The 17414-nt window shown below is 64.1% G+C and carries 16 protein-coding genes; 9 read left to right on the forward strand and 7 right to left on the reverse strand.

Translation table 11 applies throughout. The annotated features are described in order from the left end of the window. The first annotated feature begins 16 nt into the window (after positions 1 to 16). Together C486_RS15140 and C486_RS15150 are read left to right on the forward strand one after the other, a co-directional pair. Complete coding sequence (locus C486_RS15140; RefSeq protein ID WP_008457596.1) at positions 17 to 754, forward strand: NAD(P)/FAD-dependent oxidoreductase; 738 nt, start codon at positions 17 to 19, stop codon at positions 752 to 754. 504 nt (positions 755 to 1258) lie between these two features. Further along, on the forward strand, positions 1259 to 1453 hold the full coding sequence (locus tag C486_RS15150) for a hypothetical protein (RefSeq protein WP_008457597.1): 195 nt from the start codon (positions 1259 to 1261) through the stop codon (positions 1451 to 1453). An 18-nt stretch (positions 1454 to 1471) separates the two neighbouring features. Here the strand turns inward: C486_RS15150 and C486_RS15155 are convergent, their stop codons facing one another. Then, positions 1472 to 2404 carry a Vms1/Ankzf1 family peptidyl-tRNA hydrolase gene (locus C486_RS15155; protein WP_008457598.1) on the reverse strand — a complete coding sequence of 311 codons (933 nt, stop codon included), beginning with the start codon at positions 2402 to 2404 and terminating at the stop codon, positions 1472 to 1474. Positions 2405 to 2433: 29 nt separating this feature from the next. Further along, positions 2434 to 2826, reverse strand: coding sequence for a DUF5802 family protein (locus C486_RS15160; protein WP_008457599.1), 393 nt, complete (start codon positions 2824 to 2826; stop codon positions 2434 to 2436). A 391-nt stretch (positions 2827 to 3217) separates the two neighbouring features. On the opposite strand from C486_RS15160, the gene C486_RS15165 reads away from it, so the two are divergent. Further along, positions 3218 to 4348: a hypothetical protein gene (locus C486_RS15165; protein ID WP_008457600.1), complete on the forward strand. Its 1131-nt coding sequence runs from the start codon at positions 3218 to 3220 to the stop codon at positions 4346 to 4348. Between the two features lie 76 nt (positions 4349 to 4424). Beyond that, on the forward strand, positions 4425 to 5084 hold the full coding sequence (locus tag C486_RS15170) for an ArsR/SmtB family transcription factor (RefSeq protein ID WP_008457602.1): 660 nt from the start codon (positions 4425 to 4427) through the stop codon (positions 5082 to 5084). A 7-nt stretch (positions 5085 to 5091) separates the two neighbouring features. Here C486_RS15170 and C486_RS15175 read toward each other — a convergent pair whose 3' ends face one another. From C486_RS15175 to C486_RS15190, 4 genes are all read right to left on the reverse strand, one after another. Next, positions 5092 to 5724, reverse strand: a complete 633-nt coding sequence (locus C486_RS15175; protein ID WP_008457603.1) for a hypothetical protein — start codon at positions 5722 to 5724, stop codon at positions 5092 to 5094. A gap of 178 nt (positions 5725 to 5902) precedes the next feature. Beyond that, complete coding sequence (gene ppsA / locus C486_RS15180; protein ID WP_008457605.1) at positions 5903 to 8245, reverse strand: phosphoenolpyruvate synthase; 2343 nt, start codon at positions 8243 to 8245, stop codon at positions 5903 to 5905. Positions 8246 to 8380: 135 nt separating this feature from the next. Next, the gene (locus C486_RS15185) at positions 8381 to 9280 is read right to left on the reverse strand and encodes a PhzF family phenazine biosynthesis protein (protein WP_008457608.1); all 900 of its coding nucleotides are present in this window, start codon (positions 9278 to 9280) and stop codon (positions 8381 to 8383) included. Between the two features lie 103 nt (positions 9281 to 9383). Then, positions 9384 to 10736, reverse strand: coding sequence for an alpha/beta hydrolase (locus C486_RS15190; protein ID WP_049910612.1), 1353 nt, complete (start codon positions 10734 to 10736; stop codon positions 9384 to 9386). A gap of 521 nt (positions 10737 to 11257) precedes the next feature. Here C486_RS15190 and C486_RS15200 point away from each other — a divergent pair. Further along, a complete protein-coding gene (locus C486_RS15200; protein WP_241432513.1) occupies positions 11258 to 12328 on the forward strand; it encodes a hypothetical protein in 1071 nt (356 codons plus the stop codon). Positions 12329 to 12424: 96 nt separating this feature from the next. Then, positions 12425 to 12931 (forward strand): hypothetical protein, encoded by a 507-nt coding sequence (locus C486_RS15205; protein WP_008457616.1) that lies wholly within the window; start codon positions 12425 to 12427, stop codon positions 12929 to 12931. 343 nt (positions 12932 to 13274) lie between these two features. Here the strand turns inward: C486_RS15205 and thiC are convergent, their stop codons facing one another. Beyond that, complete coding sequence (gene thiC / locus C486_RS15210; protein WP_008457618.1) at positions 13275 to 14720, reverse strand: phosphomethylpyrimidine synthase ThiC; 1446 nt, start codon at positions 14718 to 14720, stop codon at positions 13275 to 13277. Between the two features lie 134 nt (positions 14721 to 14854). Here thiC and C486_RS15215 point away from each other — a divergent pair, with 134 nt between their 5' ends. From C486_RS15215 to mtnP, 3 genes are all read left to right on the forward strand, one after another. Then, entirely contained in the window at positions 14855 to 15553 is a 699-nt protein-coding gene (locus C486_RS15215; RefSeq protein ID WP_008457620.1) for a phosphoribosyltransferase, read from the forward strand. 138 nt (positions 15554 to 15691) lie between these two features. Further along, a complete protein-coding gene (locus tag C486_RS15220) occupies positions 15692 to 16420 on the forward strand; it encodes a sporulation protein (protein WP_008457622.1) in 729 nt (242 codons plus the stop codon). A gap of 126 nt (positions 16421 to 16546) precedes the next feature. Further along, a complete protein-coding gene (gene mtnP / locus C486_RS15225) occupies positions 16547 to 17401 on the forward strand; it encodes an S-methyl-5'-thioadenosine phosphorylase (RefSeq protein WP_008457624.1) in 855 nt (284 codons plus the stop codon). Positions 17402 to 17414 lie beyond the last annotated feature (13 nt).

Genomic DNA, 17414 nt, shown 5'->3' on the forward strand with positions numbered 1-17414 from the left:
CCGTCAACCCGGAGCCATGCGAGACGTCTGCATCGTCGGCGGTGGCGTCGCCGGCCTCACCGCATCGATTTTCACCGCACGTGGGGGACTGGATACCCTCGTCGTCGACGGCGGCGAGTCTATCCTCGCGCGCAACGCCAGCCTCGAGAACTTCCCCGGCTTCCCGGATGGGGTCGACGCCCGCCAGCACCTCCGAATGACCCGTGAGCAGGCCCGAACCGCGGGTGCCGAATTCGAACTCGGACGCGTGACTCGCGCCGAGCCGATCACCGACGGGGCGCTCGAGGAGGGGTTCGTCCTCGAGACGGAGGGTGGCGACCCCCTCGAAGCGCGTCGCGTCATCGCCGCCTCGTGGCCGACCAGCGACTACCTCGAACCACTGGACGTGGGCCGGATGCAGCGGGGTAGCAAGCACTTCGTGAGCGTCGACGAGGGCGGCCGGACGGCCGTCGACGGCGTCTACGCTGCGGGTCGGATCGCGGACGAACCCCACCAGGCGGTCGTTGCGGCCGGCCACGGGGCGAAAGCCGCCCTCGCGCTCCTCTACGACGCCGACGTTCCCTTCTATCAGGACTGGGTCGTCCCGGAGGGATATTTCACCGGCCGCGATCGCGAGGTCCCGCCCGGATGCGAGGAGATCGACGACGAGGAACGACGGCGGCGCGACGAGCGAGCCCGAGAGACGATCCGTGAGGCGTTCGACGACCCGCTCGACGAGGAACCGACGATGCATCCGAGCGTCGACCGGGACTGATCGCGCGACCCACACCTGCGCTCCGCTCGAGCGGTCGCGTCCGCGACGATCGGCGGGGTATCGACCCGGTTCACTGCGGCGGGTCACCGGTCACGAACCTGGTGGGATTCGAAGCTACTCGAGGCACCCGCCCGGCGGAGCGAACGGACTGGAGTCGCGGCCGGTCCCCGGTCAGTTCGCCGCGAGGGAACACGCAGGACTACAGAATCCTCGTTGCGCGGCCTTGGAGTCCGGATATGCCTTGAAATCGTCACCACACTGCTCGCACGTGACGGTTTCGAAGTCGGACATACTCGATCGGAGATTCGGCGTTCGAAACCGAAAACGTATCGGTGGCGAGTCGGTGACGACGATCATCCGTCCGTTCATCGGCGCTGATAATCGTCGCGTTCGATTTCGGGCCGGTTTCAGCCGTTCTCGAACGCGAGTCCGATCCGGTCTCGATCCGACCCTTGCTATGCAACGGACGATGCTATTATAGGCAGTGCCGTGGTGTAGAATGTCATGGATGGTGTTCTGAACGAGGCGACGGATAAGCTTCACAAGTACGAATCCGGCCAGTCGGATTTTCAGACGACCTGTGGCGCGACCTCGCACGTAGCACACGACCATCTCCGGCTGGTTCCCGTCGAGCAGACCGCTACCGGCGGCGACGTGAACCGGTGTGGCCGCTGTTTTGCCGACGGCGACAGTTACTGACGATCGATCGGGAGCGGCTCACAACACCCGCAGCTCCGTCGTCCAGAACGAGTGCACGGCGTCCTCGAGCGCCGGCTCCGGATCGCCGGTCGCGTCGACGGCGGCCGTCGCGGTCGGTTCGAGCCCCGCCTCCGCGGCGAGCGCGTCGACGATGCCGCGCTGGCCGACCAGATAAAGCGGCGTGTCGGCGGCCTCGCCGCCGGGTTCGTACGCGGCGAGGGCCCCCGCACACCGCTCGAGGTGAGCGTCGATCTGCCCGTCCCGAATCCGTTCGAAGCGGGCCTGGGAGAACCCACCCTTGGAGTGGGCCCCCTTGACATCGCTCTCGAAGCCGCGGTAGTCGACGCGCTCGTTGCCCTCGTAGACGCCGAGGGCGAACAGATCGGCCCGGACGAGTGCGACCGCGTGGCGGCCGGTCGGCAAGAACCACTCGCGCTTGAGGGCGAACCGATCCTGCCAGGTCGCATCGAGATCGGGGACGACCGGCGGCTCGAGGGTTACGGCGAGCAGGCCGGCGTCGTCGACACAGCACAGGCAGGGGCCGCTGTCGTCGACGAGCGCGAGCCGCTCGCCGAGGACGGACTCGAGTTCCGTGCGGACGGGCTCCGCGACCCCATCGTCGTCCACGCCTACGGTCAGCGCACCTTCCGGTCCCGTTCGAAACGACGTGAGGCGGTCGAACACCGCCTCGAGACGGGCACCGCGAAGGTGGTCGCGGTGCCTGACTGACGGCCCGCTCTCTGCCTCGTCGACCCGTTCGAGTTCGCCCTCGAGTTGGGCGATCCGGTCTTCGAGTCGATTGATCCGCTCCTCGGCGTCCTGCCTCGCGGTGGCGGCCTCGGCCCGGCGGTCGGACTCGGCCTCGTAGCGGTTCCGTAACCGCTCGTTTTCGTCCTCGAGTTCGTCGATGCGGTCCCTGAGCGATGCACGGCCAAGCAACTCGTCGAGCATCCGGCCGAACACGGGAAGCGAGCGTACTTCTAGGTTCCGGCGTTTCGCAGGTCGTCGGCCGAGCCGTCGTCTCCCGATGCCTGCCAGCCGCCGGCGAGGTCGAGCAACTGCCGGGCCCGGTCGCGGCGGGCGAGAAACACCTCCCGAAGCGACGGGGGGTTTCGAACGTCGGTTCCCTTGAGCATCGATTCGGGCACCGCGAGCGTGTTCGTCGGGACATCGGCCGCCCCGTGGACCGGGAAGTGCCGGGACTCGAACTTCATCACGAGCGGCGTATCGAGGCGCTCGAGACCGTCGCCGGTCGCGTACACTTCCTCGTTGAGCCGCTCGTGTTGCTCGCTGTGCATGAGTGCGTGCTCCCCGTCGGTGGGGGTCACGTAGAGACGTCCGAGATAATAGCTTCGGGAAAACACCTCGAACATGATAACTAATACCATGGGTTCGATGGACATAACTGTTTGCGAATACGTTTAAACAGTCGCGCTATCAGACCGTTCTCTCGGTTCTCGAGACGGGCCGGGATGATCGATCCGCAGCGTCGAGCGATCGGGCGGTCATCCCGGGACTGGCCGGCGTTTCGTTCCCCACGGGTCGTCGCTCGCTATTGATTCGTCCTCGAGCGAATGAAACGGTCCGAACGGTGAGAACCGGCCGGGCAGGCGCGACCGACAGTGGTGTCCTTCGCCGAGCGACAACGACGCGAGTTCCTGCCGCCTTGAACGCTCAAATCCCCTCTCGGCGACGTACCGGTCCAAGTAAACGGTCCGAACGAAGGTCCGTCTTTTTACTATGTTCCGGCCAACGATAGAGCCGATGACAACCACTCGGTCGGTCGCCCTCCTCGCGGCCGTCGTCGTCGGACTCACGGTCGCGCCGCTTGCAAGCGCCGCAGCCGTGGATTCGTTGACGGAGGACCACGCTCTCCACTCCGCCCGCTCCGAGACGGCACCGACGAACGCGTCCGTCGGAACGCTGCTGCAGGCGACCGCGGCTGAGACGAAGGAAACGGTCGAGACCGGGATGTTCGAAGCGGCGTACGAAACCGCGGACGACGAGAGTCAGGCGGCCATCGTCGGCGACCGGACGGCCGAACTCGAATCGCAACTGCGGTCGCTCGAGGCCGAACGCGCCGAGCTCCGGGAGCAGCGCGCGGGGCTTTCACGCGGCGCGTATCGATCCAGAATGGCGAAGTTGACCGTCGAAATCGCCACCCTCGAGCGCTCGATCGAGCGAACAACCGAGACCATAGACGACGGCAGTATCGATGACAGCGATCTCGCGACGCTGCGGGAGAACGCGACGCGACTCCGAGAAAACGCCTCGGCGGAAGCCGGGCCGGACATCGCGGCGGTCGCTCGCGGACTGTCCGACTCCGACGGGCCCCCCGGTGTCGGAGCGGGACCGCCGGACGACCGTGGCCCATCCGCCGACACGGGCGGCTCGAGCGGCGATCGGACACCCGGAAACAGGAATGGAGCAGGCCCCCCTACCGAAGCCGGAACCGGTGAGGGGACGGAGACCGGCTCCCCACACGGTGACGATGTCCCCGGAAAGAGCGGGAATACAGGGGGCGGTTCCGAGAACGGCGAATCGAACGGGGACGGAACCCCAAACCGCGCAGCAGAGGATAACGGGTCCGGCCCCGGAAACGCTGCACCGGGATCAAACGGGGACGACGACGGAAACGCTGCGCTGGGGTCGAACGGGGACGACAACGGAAACGACGGGACGAATGGGGACGGCGCTGGGTCCCAAGCCAGTGACCCAGTCGGAACCGATACCGAGTCCGGGAACGGCCACGCCGGTGGAAACGACGACGGGGGATCGACAGGACCATCGTCCGCCGGGTCCGACTCACAAGGCGGCGATCGGACGGCCGATCCCGGCGGCGGAATGGGAGGCGGCGCTGGCGGCGGGACCGATACCGGCCGTGGGTCGCGGTAACGCCCCGTCGACCCGGGTCTCCCGACAGTACGGTGAGCAGACACGCTTTTCAGCGGCGATCACTAACCCCCTCTCGATGGACTCCGCCGCGTTGTTGGATTTACTCGGGAACGAAAACCGAAGACGAATCCTTCGGTTGCTCGCCCGCAAACCGTGTTACGTGACCGAAATTTCGGAATACCTCGGCGTGAGTCCCAAGGCGGTTATCGAGCACCTCCGAAAACTCGAGGAAGCGGGACTGATCGAAAGTCGCGTCGACGACCAGCGGCGAAAGTACTTCCATATCGCTCGGAACGTCCGTCTCGAGGTGTCCGTCTCACCCTATGGCTTCGCGAGCAAGAGCGCCTATCCGGCGAACAACAGCTTCGATATCACCACCTGCCGGCACCTCTCGCTCGATGTCGCCTGGGACGACGCTGACGACCTCGACGACCTGCTCGTCGCCCTACAGGACCTCGAGCGACTCGAGAACGAACTCTCCTTGGCCCAGCGATGGGTCCAGGGGCGGCTCTGTGACGTCCTCGATGAGATCTCCGAATCCATTGGTGCCGGGCCGGAAAGCCGGATCTACGCCGACCTGCTCGCGAGCATCCGTGCCAAGCCGAAATCGGTCGACGAGCTCAGCGACGATATCGACGCTCCCCGCGAAGTCGTCGCCGAATTGCTCGAGGTGATGGCCGATAACGGGGTCGTGCGGCGAACCGAACGGGGCTGGGAACTGACGACGAACGGCTGAGAACGGTTCAATCGAGATCCTGCGAGAGTCCGGCGCGGAGATCGCGACCGAAGTAGTAGCCGAGGACGGACGCGAGGAGCCCGACGGTCGCGCCGACGGCGACCAGCGTCTGTCCGGAGCCGATGGCGGCGATGACGGCGTTGCTGAGGATCGCCGCGATGCCGCCGACCGAGACGCCGGCGACACCCACCTCGAGGTAGCGCCGCTTCGACGCGAGGAGTCCGACCGCGAAGGCGGCGGTAAACATCCCGACTGGACGGCCGGCGACCGGCAGTGCGGTTGCGCCGGCCAGTAAGCCGGCGCTGAGCACGCCCACGAGCGCGACGTACCCCTTCGGCGAGAAGTACCGCCCGAGCGAGAGCCGGGCGGTAAGCGGGGCGAACCACGACCGCAAGGTGCCGCTTTCGGACCCCTCGGCCGGGCCGTCGTCGGCGGGCGTGCCGGTCGATCCGCGCTCGAGACCGGCTTGGGAATCCAAGGGATCGGCGTCGACGGACGGAGCCGACGCGCCGGCGGACTCGGGCGGTGCGTCGCCGGCGTCAGTGCCCGTGTCCGAGAGCAAGCGGTCCGTTTCCTCTACGAGGTCGTCGGTAGCGGGAGGGTCTCGGCTCTCGGTGACCTCGTCCGAGCGGTCGCTCATACGTCAATCGACGCGTGCCCACACCATGGGCCTTTCCCAACGCGGCCCTGGGATGAGCCGGCGGTCACTGCTCCATGGGGGCTCCAACGCGAGGCGACGGCGGGACCGGTTGAAGCGGGACAGCAGCCGTCGCTCGAGACGGTCGAAAGACGGCGTGGAAAACGCAACCAGCTAGTAGTTATCTGACGGAATCGAGCAGGAGTTTCTGTTCGACGCGTTTGACCTCGTGTTGGACGTCGCGGACGGCGTCGATGTTCGCCGAAATGGAGCTAATGCCCTCGTTGACGAGGAACTGAACCATCTCTGGTTTGGAGCCGGCTTGTCCGCAGATGCTCGTTTCGACGTCGTGTTCGCGGCAGGTCTCGATGACGTCACCGATCAGTCGCAAGACAGACGGATGGAGTTCGTCGAAACGGTCGGCGACGTGTTCGTTGTTGCGGTCGACCGCGAGCGTGTACTGGGTCAGGTCGTTGGTCCCGAAGGAGGCGAAGTCGATGCCCGCCTCGGCCATCTCCTCGACCGACAGCGCGGCTGCAGGCGTCTCGATCATCGCTCCCCACTTCCGTTTCTCGGGGTCGATGCCCGCTTCTTTCATGCAGCTTTTGGCCCGATAGATGTCCTCGGCGTCGTTGACCAGCGGGAACATGATCTCGACGTTGTCATAGCCCATCTCGTAGAGCCGGTGGAACGCCTCGAGCTCGTGGGCGAAGACGTCGGTCCGGTCGAGCGAGCGCCGAATGCCGCGATAGCCGAGCATCGGGTTGTGCTCTTCGGGTTCGTCCTCGCCGCCCTCGAGCTGTCGGAACTCGTCGCTCGGGGCGTCGAGAGTGCGGACACGGACGGGGCGCGGGTAGAACTCGTCTGCGACGCCGCGGATGCCGTCGACGAGTTCCGAGATGTAGTCGTCGACGCCGTTTTCGGCGATGAACTTCTCGGGCGTCTGGTTCAGCGAGAGGATCATGTGCTCGGTCCGAAGCAGACCGACGCCGTCCGCGCCCGTCGCGGCCGCACGTTCGGCCGCCTCCGGGATCGAGACGTTGACCTTGACCTCGGTGGCGGTCATCGGCTTGACCGGCGACTGCGGACGGACCTCCTCGACGGGTTCGGTCTCCTCTTCCGGTTCGACTTCGCTCCCCTCGAGCACGGAGCCTTTGTCGCCGTCGAGGGTGACGACCTGGCCGTCCTCCAGGATCGTCGTCGCGTTGGTCGTCCCGACAATGGCTGGAACGCCGAGTTCGCGGGAGACGATGGCGGCGTGGCTGGTCATGCCGCCCTCGTCAGTGATGATCCCCGAAGCCCGTTTCATCGCGGGCACCATATCGGGCATCGTCATCTCGGTGACGATGATGTCGCCCTCGCCGACCTTGGCCAGATCGTCGAGTTTGGTGACGATTTTCGCGGGGCCGCTGACCGTCCCCGGACTCGAGCCGAGGCCGTCGACGATGACCTCGCCGGAGCCGCCCGCGTCGGCGGTGCCGGCGCTGCTGGTGTTCTCGGCGGCCTGGACGCTCCCGCTGCCGTCGGTCAGGCCCTTTGTGGGGTCGACGCTGCCGGTCGCGCTCGCGGCGTCGCTGCCCTCCTCGTCGATCGTCGTGATCGGTCGGGACTGGAGCATGTAGACGTCGTCCTCGACGATGGCCCATTCGACGTCCTGGGGCTCGCCGTAGTGGTCCTCGACGCGCTCACCGAGATCCATGAGGGAGCTGATCTCGTCGTCGGAGATGACCCGCTGGGTGCGCTTGTCCTCAGGCACCTCGCGCTCGACGGTTTGGCCGGTCGCCTCGTCTTTCTCGTGTTTGACCTTCTTCTCGGCGACGGTCACGTCCATCGAGCGATCCTTGCGGTCGATGACGTAGTTGTCCGGCGAGACCGCGCCGGAGACGACGGCCTCGCCCAGTCCCCACGCGGCCTCAATGATCATCGTCGGATCGCCCGTCGAGGGGTGGCTCGTGAACATCACGCCCGATTTCTCGGCGTCGACCATCTGCTGGACGACGACCGCGATGTTCACCGCGGAGTGATCGAAGCCCTGTTCCTGGCGGTAGTAGATCGCCCGCTGGGTGAACAGCGAGGCCCAACACTCCCGAACGCGGTCGAGCAAGTCCTCCTCGGTGACGTTGAGGAACGTTTCTTGCTGGCCCGCGAAGGAGGCGTCGGGCAGGTCCTCAGCCGTCGCCGACGACCGAACCGCGACGAACGCCTCACCGTCGCCGACCTCGCCGTAGCTCTCGAGGATCTCGTCGCGTAACTCGTCGGGGAACGGGGTCTCGAGGATGAGTTCCTGTGCGCGGTCGGCGGCGTCGGCCAGCGCGGTCGAGTCGTCGACATCAACGTCGACGGCCGCGAACAGTTCCTCGTCGATTTCGGCTTCTTCGATAAACGATCGGTAGGTCCCGGCGGTTACGACGAATCCCGGTGGAACGGGCAGCCCCGCGCCCGTCAACTCACCGAGGGAGGCACCTTTACCGCCGACCTGCTCGAGGTCGCCGGCACTGATCTCGTCCAGCCAGAGTACAGCCATCTCTAGAGAGTCCCTCAGTGGAACGAATAAAGAAGGTTGCGAACGGGCGCTCCCAGCCGAAACTCGGATCTGAGTAAATCACGCGCCGGTGCAGGCGACCGACGGGGACTCCCGCGCCCGACTCCGACCGCGCGGTCAGGCTTCGAGGATTTCGTCCTCGTCGGTCTCGGGAACGGCCATCGAACCGTCGAGCACGGTCACGCCGCGGCCGCCGACACGGACGGCGTCCCCGAGGCGAACGCGAACGATTCCCGGCCGGTCGACGTAGTGGCCCTGCTCGAGTCGGAGTTCCGCTGGCAGGTCGCCGTCGAACGCGCCGAAGCGATCGAGGTACGCGCTGACGGCCCCGCTTGCGGTGCCGGTGACGGGGTCCTCCGGGACGCCGGCTCCCGGCGCGAACATCCGCCCGTGGACCGTTGACTCGGCCTCGAGGGCGTCGAACGTGAACAGATAGACGCCCGTCGCGTCGACGGCGTTCGTCAGCGCCTCGACCGCCGCCAGGTCCGGGTTGGCGTCGCCGACATCTGAGAGGTACGTGATCGGGACGATCAGGAACGGGAGGCCGGTCGAGGCCACCGCGAGCGGAATGTCGTCGCTCGCGCCCTCGAGCGCGGCCCGATCGACCCCGAGCGCGTCGGCCACGCGGCCGTATCCGATATCGACCTCGCGAATCGACGGCTCGTCCTGTGTCATCCAGATCGTCCCGTCCTCGTCTACGTCGATCTCGAGTCGGCCGACGTTCGTCTCGAGGGCCGTCGTCCCGGGCTCGAGGCCCTCGTCGCGGAGGTGGGCGAAGGTGCCGATCGTCGCGTGCCCACAGAGATCGACCTCCTGGGTCGGCGTGAAGTATCTGATCCGGCGGTCTGCGGTCTCGCTCGAGCGGAGGAAGGCAGTTTCGCTGACTGCCATCTCCGCAGCGATCGCCTGCATCTGGTCGCTCGAGAGGCCGTCCGCGTCCGGGACGACACCGGCTGGGTTCCCCGTGTGTGGGTCGTCGGTAAACGCGTCGACCTGCAAGATACGAGTTGTCTCCATACGACATAGGTTGGACGACTGTCGTATGAATCCTCGGTCCTCAAAGCCCCAGTTCGTCTTCAGGAGTCGCCTGTCAGTTCAAACCGGGGCGACTTTGATGCAATTACACGTCGTCGATCCAGCCGACGAAATCATCGACGACGCGTTCGGCGACGTTGTTCCGAACGAAGGACTCGAAGACGACGGCCGGTCCCTCGCCCGGCATGAGCAGGTGATTGAGGCCGTCGTAGGTCTTGAATTCGGGCACTGACCGGTCGCCGAGTTCCGATCGCCACAGCTCGAGGTCGTCCTCGACAGTGACTTGGTAGTCGCGGTCGCCCTGCAGGAACAGCAGCGGCGCGTCGAGCTTGCCGGCGACTTCGATGTGATCGTAGGACTCGAGGCTCGCCCAAAGGGCACCGGGTAGCCCGACGATAATTTCGTCCGGATCGTAGTCGCCGTCCCGGATCCGAGCGACATCGTCGGACCACTCCTCGTATCGTTCGCTCATTCCCTCCCACGTTCGATCGCCGACCGTCGCCTGATGCTCCAGCTGGTCGAGGACCATCTCGTGGAACGGGCGCGCCGGGGCGGCCAACCCGGCGACGCCGGCCAGATTCCCGTCTCGGTCGGCGATTCGTGGGGCAGCCATGCCGCCCATACTGTGACCAGCAACGACGATCCGGTCGCCGTCGACGCCGTCGACCGTTCGGAGACGCTCAATCGCGACCAGCGCGTCGTCGACGGTGACGCGATCGAGCGTATGGTCCGCCGGCGCCACCTCACACGTGTGGGTCCGCTTATCGTACCGCAGGGTCGCGATCCCCTGCGTCGCGAGCCCGTCGGCGAGATCCTTGAACATCCGCGTCGCGACCTGTTGGACATCCCTATTTGCCTTCCCGGAGCCGTGGACGAGAACGACTCCCGGGACGTTGTCACCGTTGGACGGTGTCGTGACGGTCCCGCCAAGCGAGCACTCGTCGGTTTCGAGGTCGATATCTCGCTCGTCGACCGCGCTGGGGTCGACGTAGGTCGGTCGCTCGTAGGCGTCGTTGAACGCGAACTCGAAGATACGGGACTCGGCGTCGAAGACCAGACGAAGCCCGTGCTCGCCGTGATCGAACGCCATCGTGACATCGATGGTATCGTGGCCGCTCATCACTGTCTCCTCGGTGGCAGCGATCCCGTCGAACGCGCCGCCGACTGCCGTGTATCCAAGCCAAATCTGCTCGAGTTGGCCGACACCTATCTCTTCCCGGACGGACGGCGCGAACCGCTTGAGGGCGCTCTCGAATCGCGCGTCCGCGAGGTCATTGACGAACGACATCGCCACGTCCGTGACCGGTTCTGACCGGTTGGCATCGGTACCCTGCTCGCCGTCCGACTCCTGGGAGAGGAAATCGGTACAGCCCGCCACGGCCGATAATGCTGCTGTCGATACTGACGTCACCACGGTGCGGCGTCGAACGGGGGGCATCGATAACGGATCCGTCAACATTGCCTCAGATAAGCGTACTGTCCGTTCTCGATTACTGTTTCGGGTGTTGATAGATGGTAGACGCTTTTCACCGAATTCTCATCAGCGAGACCACCTTTCCGGCCCGATTCAGTCGTCGCCGGACTCATCGAGCGCGGCCTGACCGGTGTCTAGCACGTCACCGACGCGCCTCATAACCGACATCGACCTCGCGAAGGCGGGGGTTGTCCTTGGTCGTTCAGACAGTGCCGTCATCGTCACTCCCGGGGGGAGTGATTCCCGACTCGAGACTCTCGTCGGAGAGGGAGGCAAGACGATCGATCGGCGCAGAACGCAGGCCGTCCTTGTACAGTGGGTGCATTACTACAACCGACGGAGACTGCGTCAAGTCCTCGATGGAAAGACGCCGATCAAGGAGATGCAGAACAACCAGTGATATAGTTATTTTCTCATCATTAATATATGTTTATATATAGTGGATATAGATTAGATTTATACTGCTGGTGAAATATCTAACTGACATGTTGGATGAAAACCCAACTCGTCGCAAGACGCTGCAAATATTCGGCGCTGTTGCGTTCGGCGGTACCATGTCTCTCGGAGCAACGCCAGTCCAAGGAACGAACGATGGTAGTCGCCCTGTTCTGGCCAGCGGACGGCGCATCATTCGTCGGATCCCCATGGACGATGGATTTCTCCGGAAAGTGAAATTCGAGGTCGAAGAGACGAATCCCATCTCAGTCGAAGTGCGAGACGGAGAAGTTACAACGAACACCGAGTCCGGAAGTTACAACCCTGCTGTCAAGCCAGGTAGTACGGTTGACCTCGGGAGCGACGAGATGACCATCGATGAACAAGCGATCGAAGTTCAACTTTCAGGGCAGACTGATGTCGATAGTGTTCTCGAGGGGACCGGATTAGAGATAGCCCGGCAGGATGATCCGGACGTAATCAAATACAAAGATACAACAATTTTGGGAACTGTCGAGCAACACTACGCTCAGGAGATGCGGACACGGGGTGCAGTGTTAGCCGACGATTCCGTCTCCCCGCAGGCGGAATCGAACCCGCTGCTTGCTGCGGAGTGTTCGAAGTACACGTACAATGGAGACGACCCGTCCGATCCGGATGACCTCGCCGAGCGAACAGCACCGATCAATGTCGCGTGGGATACTGGAAACGATGCATCGGACATACAGGCAGAGATGCAGAATGTGGGCTGGGAATCGCCATGGCCGTCCGGTGATAAATACATCTTCGAGGACGAATCTACCGTCAAGGCGCAAGACGAACATGTAAAAAAGAATATCTCTCCTGATGTGGTGCCAAATCAGTATCACGTCCGAGCGTATGATCTGTCCGGCGTTGATAATCTAGCGGTTATCGGGGCGGGTCATAGAGACCCGGTGGATCACAATCAAGGCTGCGAATGGGTCGGAATCGGCTGTGATGTCAACTGGAGAGTGTCAGAGACGCGCGAAGAAGTGTCGGATGACTGGACGGACGTGTTGACAAAATGGGCGGGGAACGCAAACATTGACTCTGCATCGGGCAATTACGACTACATTCGAGGAAGTGTAAAAGGACACTGACAAGCATACAGGCTATCCTCCTGTCTGTCCAGTAACCTCGAGTGAAGACAGGTGACCGCGTAGCAACTATCTACACGCCAACAGTGCCAAACGAGTATGCAGGGTAATATTGACCCGACATTCGGGAGTAGTCCTGTTGATGCGGCCGTCTCTATCGCGCTTGCATCGTTTACCCTCCTCGGACTGTATGCCCTCCAGAAGCGAACCGATACTCCGAAAGGGGGCGCTGCAGCCAGTAGTGGTTGGTACGTCCTGATGTGTGCTCTGGTCTATCTTGGTCCGCGATATGTCCATGACGCGTTTGCATCTGGTGTCTTCACGTTTCAGTACCTCCTCTGGGTTTTCGTGACTGTCGTCCCACTAGTGGCGCTTCAGGCTGGACTTCCAGTGTACATTTTTGCAACCCGTGGAAACGCGGGCGCGTTGGTTGGATTGTTCGCTGTAACTGTCCTCACGTTTTGGGGACTACTGGGCACTGGTGGTGAGTCGGATATTCTGGTTGGGTATCCGTACGCTGTGTTTCCAATCGCCATCATCATCGTTTCAGTTACGACCGGCGTGGATGTCGTTGCCCGAAAAGTAGCAAAACGGGTTGGTATGTAAGCCCTGTCGAGGAAACGACCCATTCTTTTACTGATTTTCTGTTATCTGCTGGGGCGAGTGGATGCCAGTGTCGTCTCACCGGACACTGGTGTAATAATACACGGTTTTCAGATAGCAGATGCTATGGCAGTTTACTCACCGACCGTGCGGTCCGTCGGCCGCGTCGGTGACACACGTGAACTCGTCGTCGGGAACGGCTATAGTAGCAACTGAACGTCATTGCATACCTGATCGCACGACATCCCGTTTTGGCAGGAACTTCTCGAATATCTACCGTCCCACTGACTTGCCACCCACGTAACGGTGACGAGACATGCCGGACGATCGGCGGGGACTGAGCGAGTTATTCGTCGGCCGGTTCCTCGAGCGGGTCACCGCCCTCGTGGTCGGCCATCGGCGGCAACGCGCCCGACTCGTGGGTTCCCACGGGCGGCCGGTTGACCTCCGCGGCCGGCGAGGCCTCGAGGTCGGTCCGCGCCTCGCCGTCGATCACTTGCATCTCGCCGTCCTCGCGGGCGTCCTGATCGATCCGCATCGAGCAGAATTCGGCCCCGCACATCGAGCAAAAGCGGGCTTCCTTGTAGTTGTCTCCGGGCAGGGTCTGGTCGTGGAACGAGCGTGCGCGGTCGGGGTCGAGCGCGAGGTCGAACTGTTCGCGCCAGTCGAACTCGTAGCGCGCTTCGGAAAGGGCGTCGTCCCAGTCGCGCGCGCCGGGGCGTTCGGTGCCCACGTCAGCGGCGTGGGCGGCGATCCGATATGCTGCGAGGCCGTCGCGAACGTCTTCCTCCTCGGGAAGGCCGAGGTGTTCCTTCGGCGTGACGTAACACAGCATCGCCGCGCCGGCCTGGGCCGCCATCGCGGCACCGATGGCGCTGGTGATGTGGTCGTAGCCCGGCGCGATATCGGTCACCAGCGGCCCGAGCACGTAGAAGGGCGCACCGTCACAGACCTCCTGCTGGCGCTGGACGTTCTCGGCGACCTTGTGCATCGGGACGTGGCCCGGTCCCTCGACCATCACCTGGACGCCGTGGTCCCAGCCGATGCGGGTCAGTTCGCCCAACGTGTCGAGTTCGGCGTACTGGGCCTCGTCGCAGGCGTCGGCCAGACAGCCGGGCCGGAGACTGTCCCCGAGGCTGAAGGTGACGTCGTGCTCGGCGAAGATGTCACAGAGTTCGTCGAAGACCTGATAGAACGGGTTCTGTTCGCCGTGTTCCTCCATCCACTTGGCCATGATCGAGCCGCCCCGCGAGACGATCCCGGTCTTCCGTCCGTCGGTCAACGGCAGGTGTTCGACGAGGATACCGGCGTGGATCGTCATGTAGTCGACCCCCTGTTTGGCCTGCTTCTCGACGATCTCGAGCAGCAGGTCTGTCGTGATATCTTCGGGACTGCCCGCCTGCTTGACGGCCTCGTACAGCGGCACCGTCCCCAGCGGCACCGGCGAGTGTTCGATGTGGGCCTCCCGAATCTCGTCGAGGTCGCTGCCGGTGCCGAGGTCCATCACCGTGTCCGCGCCGTAGTGGACCGCGGTGTGGAGTTTCTCGAGTTCCGTCTCGAGGTCGCTGGTCGTCTCGCTGTTGCCGATGTTGGCGTTGACTTTCGTCGCGAACTCCCGGCCGATAATCATCGCGTCGAGCGCGTCGTGGTGCTTGTTTGCCGGAATGACCGCCTGTCCTGCCGCGACCTGCTCGCGGACGAACTCCGGTTCGCGATTCTCTCGCTCGGCGATGCGTTCCATTTCGGGCGTCACCGTTCCCTCGCGGGCGGCCTGGATCTGAGTCTGCGGCATCGATAACTAGGTTGTATTACTGAATTATAAATTACTATCGGCTCCGTCCGAGGCGGCGGGACCCGTTGGCGGCGCGGCCGGTTTCAGCCAACTTAAGGGGGCCGCGCTCGAGTCACCGGGTAGGTGGCCATCAGATGTCCGATCTACCGGACGATTTCGACTGTACCATAACCAACTGGGAGTACATTTACGGCCTGTGTCGGGACGTCAGTGACGACATTCGCGACGACGAGTTCGAGCCCGATGTCGTCGTCGCGCTCGCTCGAGGTGGCTGGTTCGCCGGCCGCTGTCTCTGTGACTTCCTCGGGCTGGACGACCTGACGAGCCTGAAGATGGAACACTACGTCGGCACCGCCGAGAAGGCCGGCGAGCCGACCGTCCGCTACCCCATGCCCGAGGGCAGCGTCGACGGCAAGGACGTGCTCATCATCGACGACATCGCCGACACCGGCGGCTCGATCCAACGGGCCTACGAGTACGTCGACGACCGCAACGCCGGCGAGGTTCGGACCGCGACCCTCCAACTGTTGGGTACCAGCGAGTTCCGGCCCGACTACGTTGGCGAACGACTCGAGGAGTGGACCTGGGTCGTCTATCCCTGGAACTTCATCGAGGACATGGTCGATCTGATCACCAGTGCGATGGAGAAAGCGGACCAGGAGACCTTCACGATCGAAGAGCTTCGTCACTTCCTCAACGAACACCATGGCATCGAGCGCATCGAGATGGAGATCGCCCAGCCGGATCGGCTGTCCGAAGTCCTCGCCGAGATGGAACGGCGCGAAGTCCTCGAGTCGGTCGGCACCGACGAGTGGGCGCTCACGGCCGACTAACGCACCGAGTTTACGTTCGCAATCCCGTCGAGCGAGACGCCCGTCGTGCTGCCCGACCGACAGGAGTCGTCGTGCCGGCATCCGTCCGGTGGTGTCAACGAGATAAATATATATGCGACGGTTGTGACACCCCGTCGTATGAAAGGCGTGCTATCCAGCCTCGGTATCGGTGCCGCGACGGTCGATACGGTCTTGCCGACGACGCTCACGGCGGGCGAATCGGTCGACGCGCGCGTCGACATCACCGGCGGCAACGACACACAGGAGATCGACGACATCTACTTCGCGCTCGCGACGCGGTACGAGACAGACGAGAGCACGAGAACGGCGAAGATCGAGACGATCCGCGTGGGCGACTCGTTTACCATCGACCCCGACGAGGAGCGGACCCGAACCGTGTCGATCGACGTTCCGGTCCACACGCCCGTCACGATGGGGACGACGAGCGTCTGGCTCGATACCGGCCTCGACATCGACTGGGCGGTCGACCCGGACGACCGCGACGCCCTCGAGATCGAGCCCGATCCGCTCCGCCGGGCGTTGTTCGATGCCGTCGACTCGCTCGGCTTCGTGCTCCGGACGGCACAGTGCGAGGCGACGGAATCGCTGTTCGCCGATCACCGCTTCGTCCAGGAGTTCGAGTTCGTCCCCCGATCGGGCCCCTTCGCGGGCGACCTCGACGAACTGGAGATCGTCCCCCTCCCGGCGGACGACGGCTTCGAGCTACTGCTCGAGGTCGACCGCCGCGGCGGCCTGCTTGCGGAACAGTTCGATGCCGACGAGCGCCACGAGCGCCTCTCGCTGCGAGCCGGTACCGAAGCCGATCTCGCGGAGCGGTTGCGAGTGGCGATCGAACGCAATTGCTAACCTCGGCGGTTCGCACGCGGTCTCGGTGTCCTCGTCGCTCTTCGCCGCCCGCTGAACGCGAGCGGTCACAGCGGTCCGGAGAGCGGAACCAGACCGTTTAGGACGCTGGTCCGACGAGACCAGTACATGACGATCGGCGTTATCGGCGGGAGCGGTATCTACGAGGCACTGCCACTCGAGAACACCCGGAAAACGGCGGTTTCGACGCCGTACGGTGAGCCGAGCGAGGCGGTCACCCTCGGCGAACTCGGCGGGCGGGACGTCGCCTTCCTCCCACGCCATGGCGAGGACCACCAGCATCCCCCGACCGACGCCTCCTACCGGGCGAACATCTACGCGCTCAAATCGGTCGGCGTCGACCGCGTCATCGCCACGAACGCTGTCGGGAGCCTGCGTGAGGACCTGCCGCCGCGGTCGCTGGTCGTTCCCGACCAGATCTTCGACCGAACCAAACACCGCACGCCCACCTTCTTCGGCGACGGCATGGTTGTCCACATGGGCTTTGCCGATCCCTACTGTCCCGAGATGGCGGCCCACCTCGCTGAATCGGCCCGCGAGGCAACCGACGACACGCCCGTCCAGGAGGACGGTACCTACGTCTGCATCGAAGGCCCGCAGTACTCCACGCGAGCCGAAAGCGAGTTCTACCGCGAGCAGGGCTGGGACATCGTCGGTATGACCGCGGTTCCCGAGGCGAAACTCGCCCGCGAGGCCGAACTGAGCTACGCCACCGTCGCCGGCGTCACCGACTACGATGTCTGGAAGGCGGACAGCGAAGTCACGCTGGACGAGGTCCTCGAAAACGCGGCGGCCAACCGGGACGCGATCAACGCGGTCGTCGAGCGCGCCATCCGAACGATGCCCGACGACTTCGAGAGCGAAGCCTGGAACGCGCTCGAGGGGACGATCAACACGCCGCCGGAATCGATCCCCGAGGCGACCAGGGAGCGCGTCGACCTCCTGGCCGGCGACTACCTGTAGCGAGTCCCCTCCG

This window comes from Natrinema gari JCM 14663 (genome assembly GCF_000337175.1).
Classification (GTDB): domain Archaea; phylum Halobacteriota; class Halobacteria; order Halobacteriales; family Natrialbaceae; genus Natrinema; species Natrinema gari.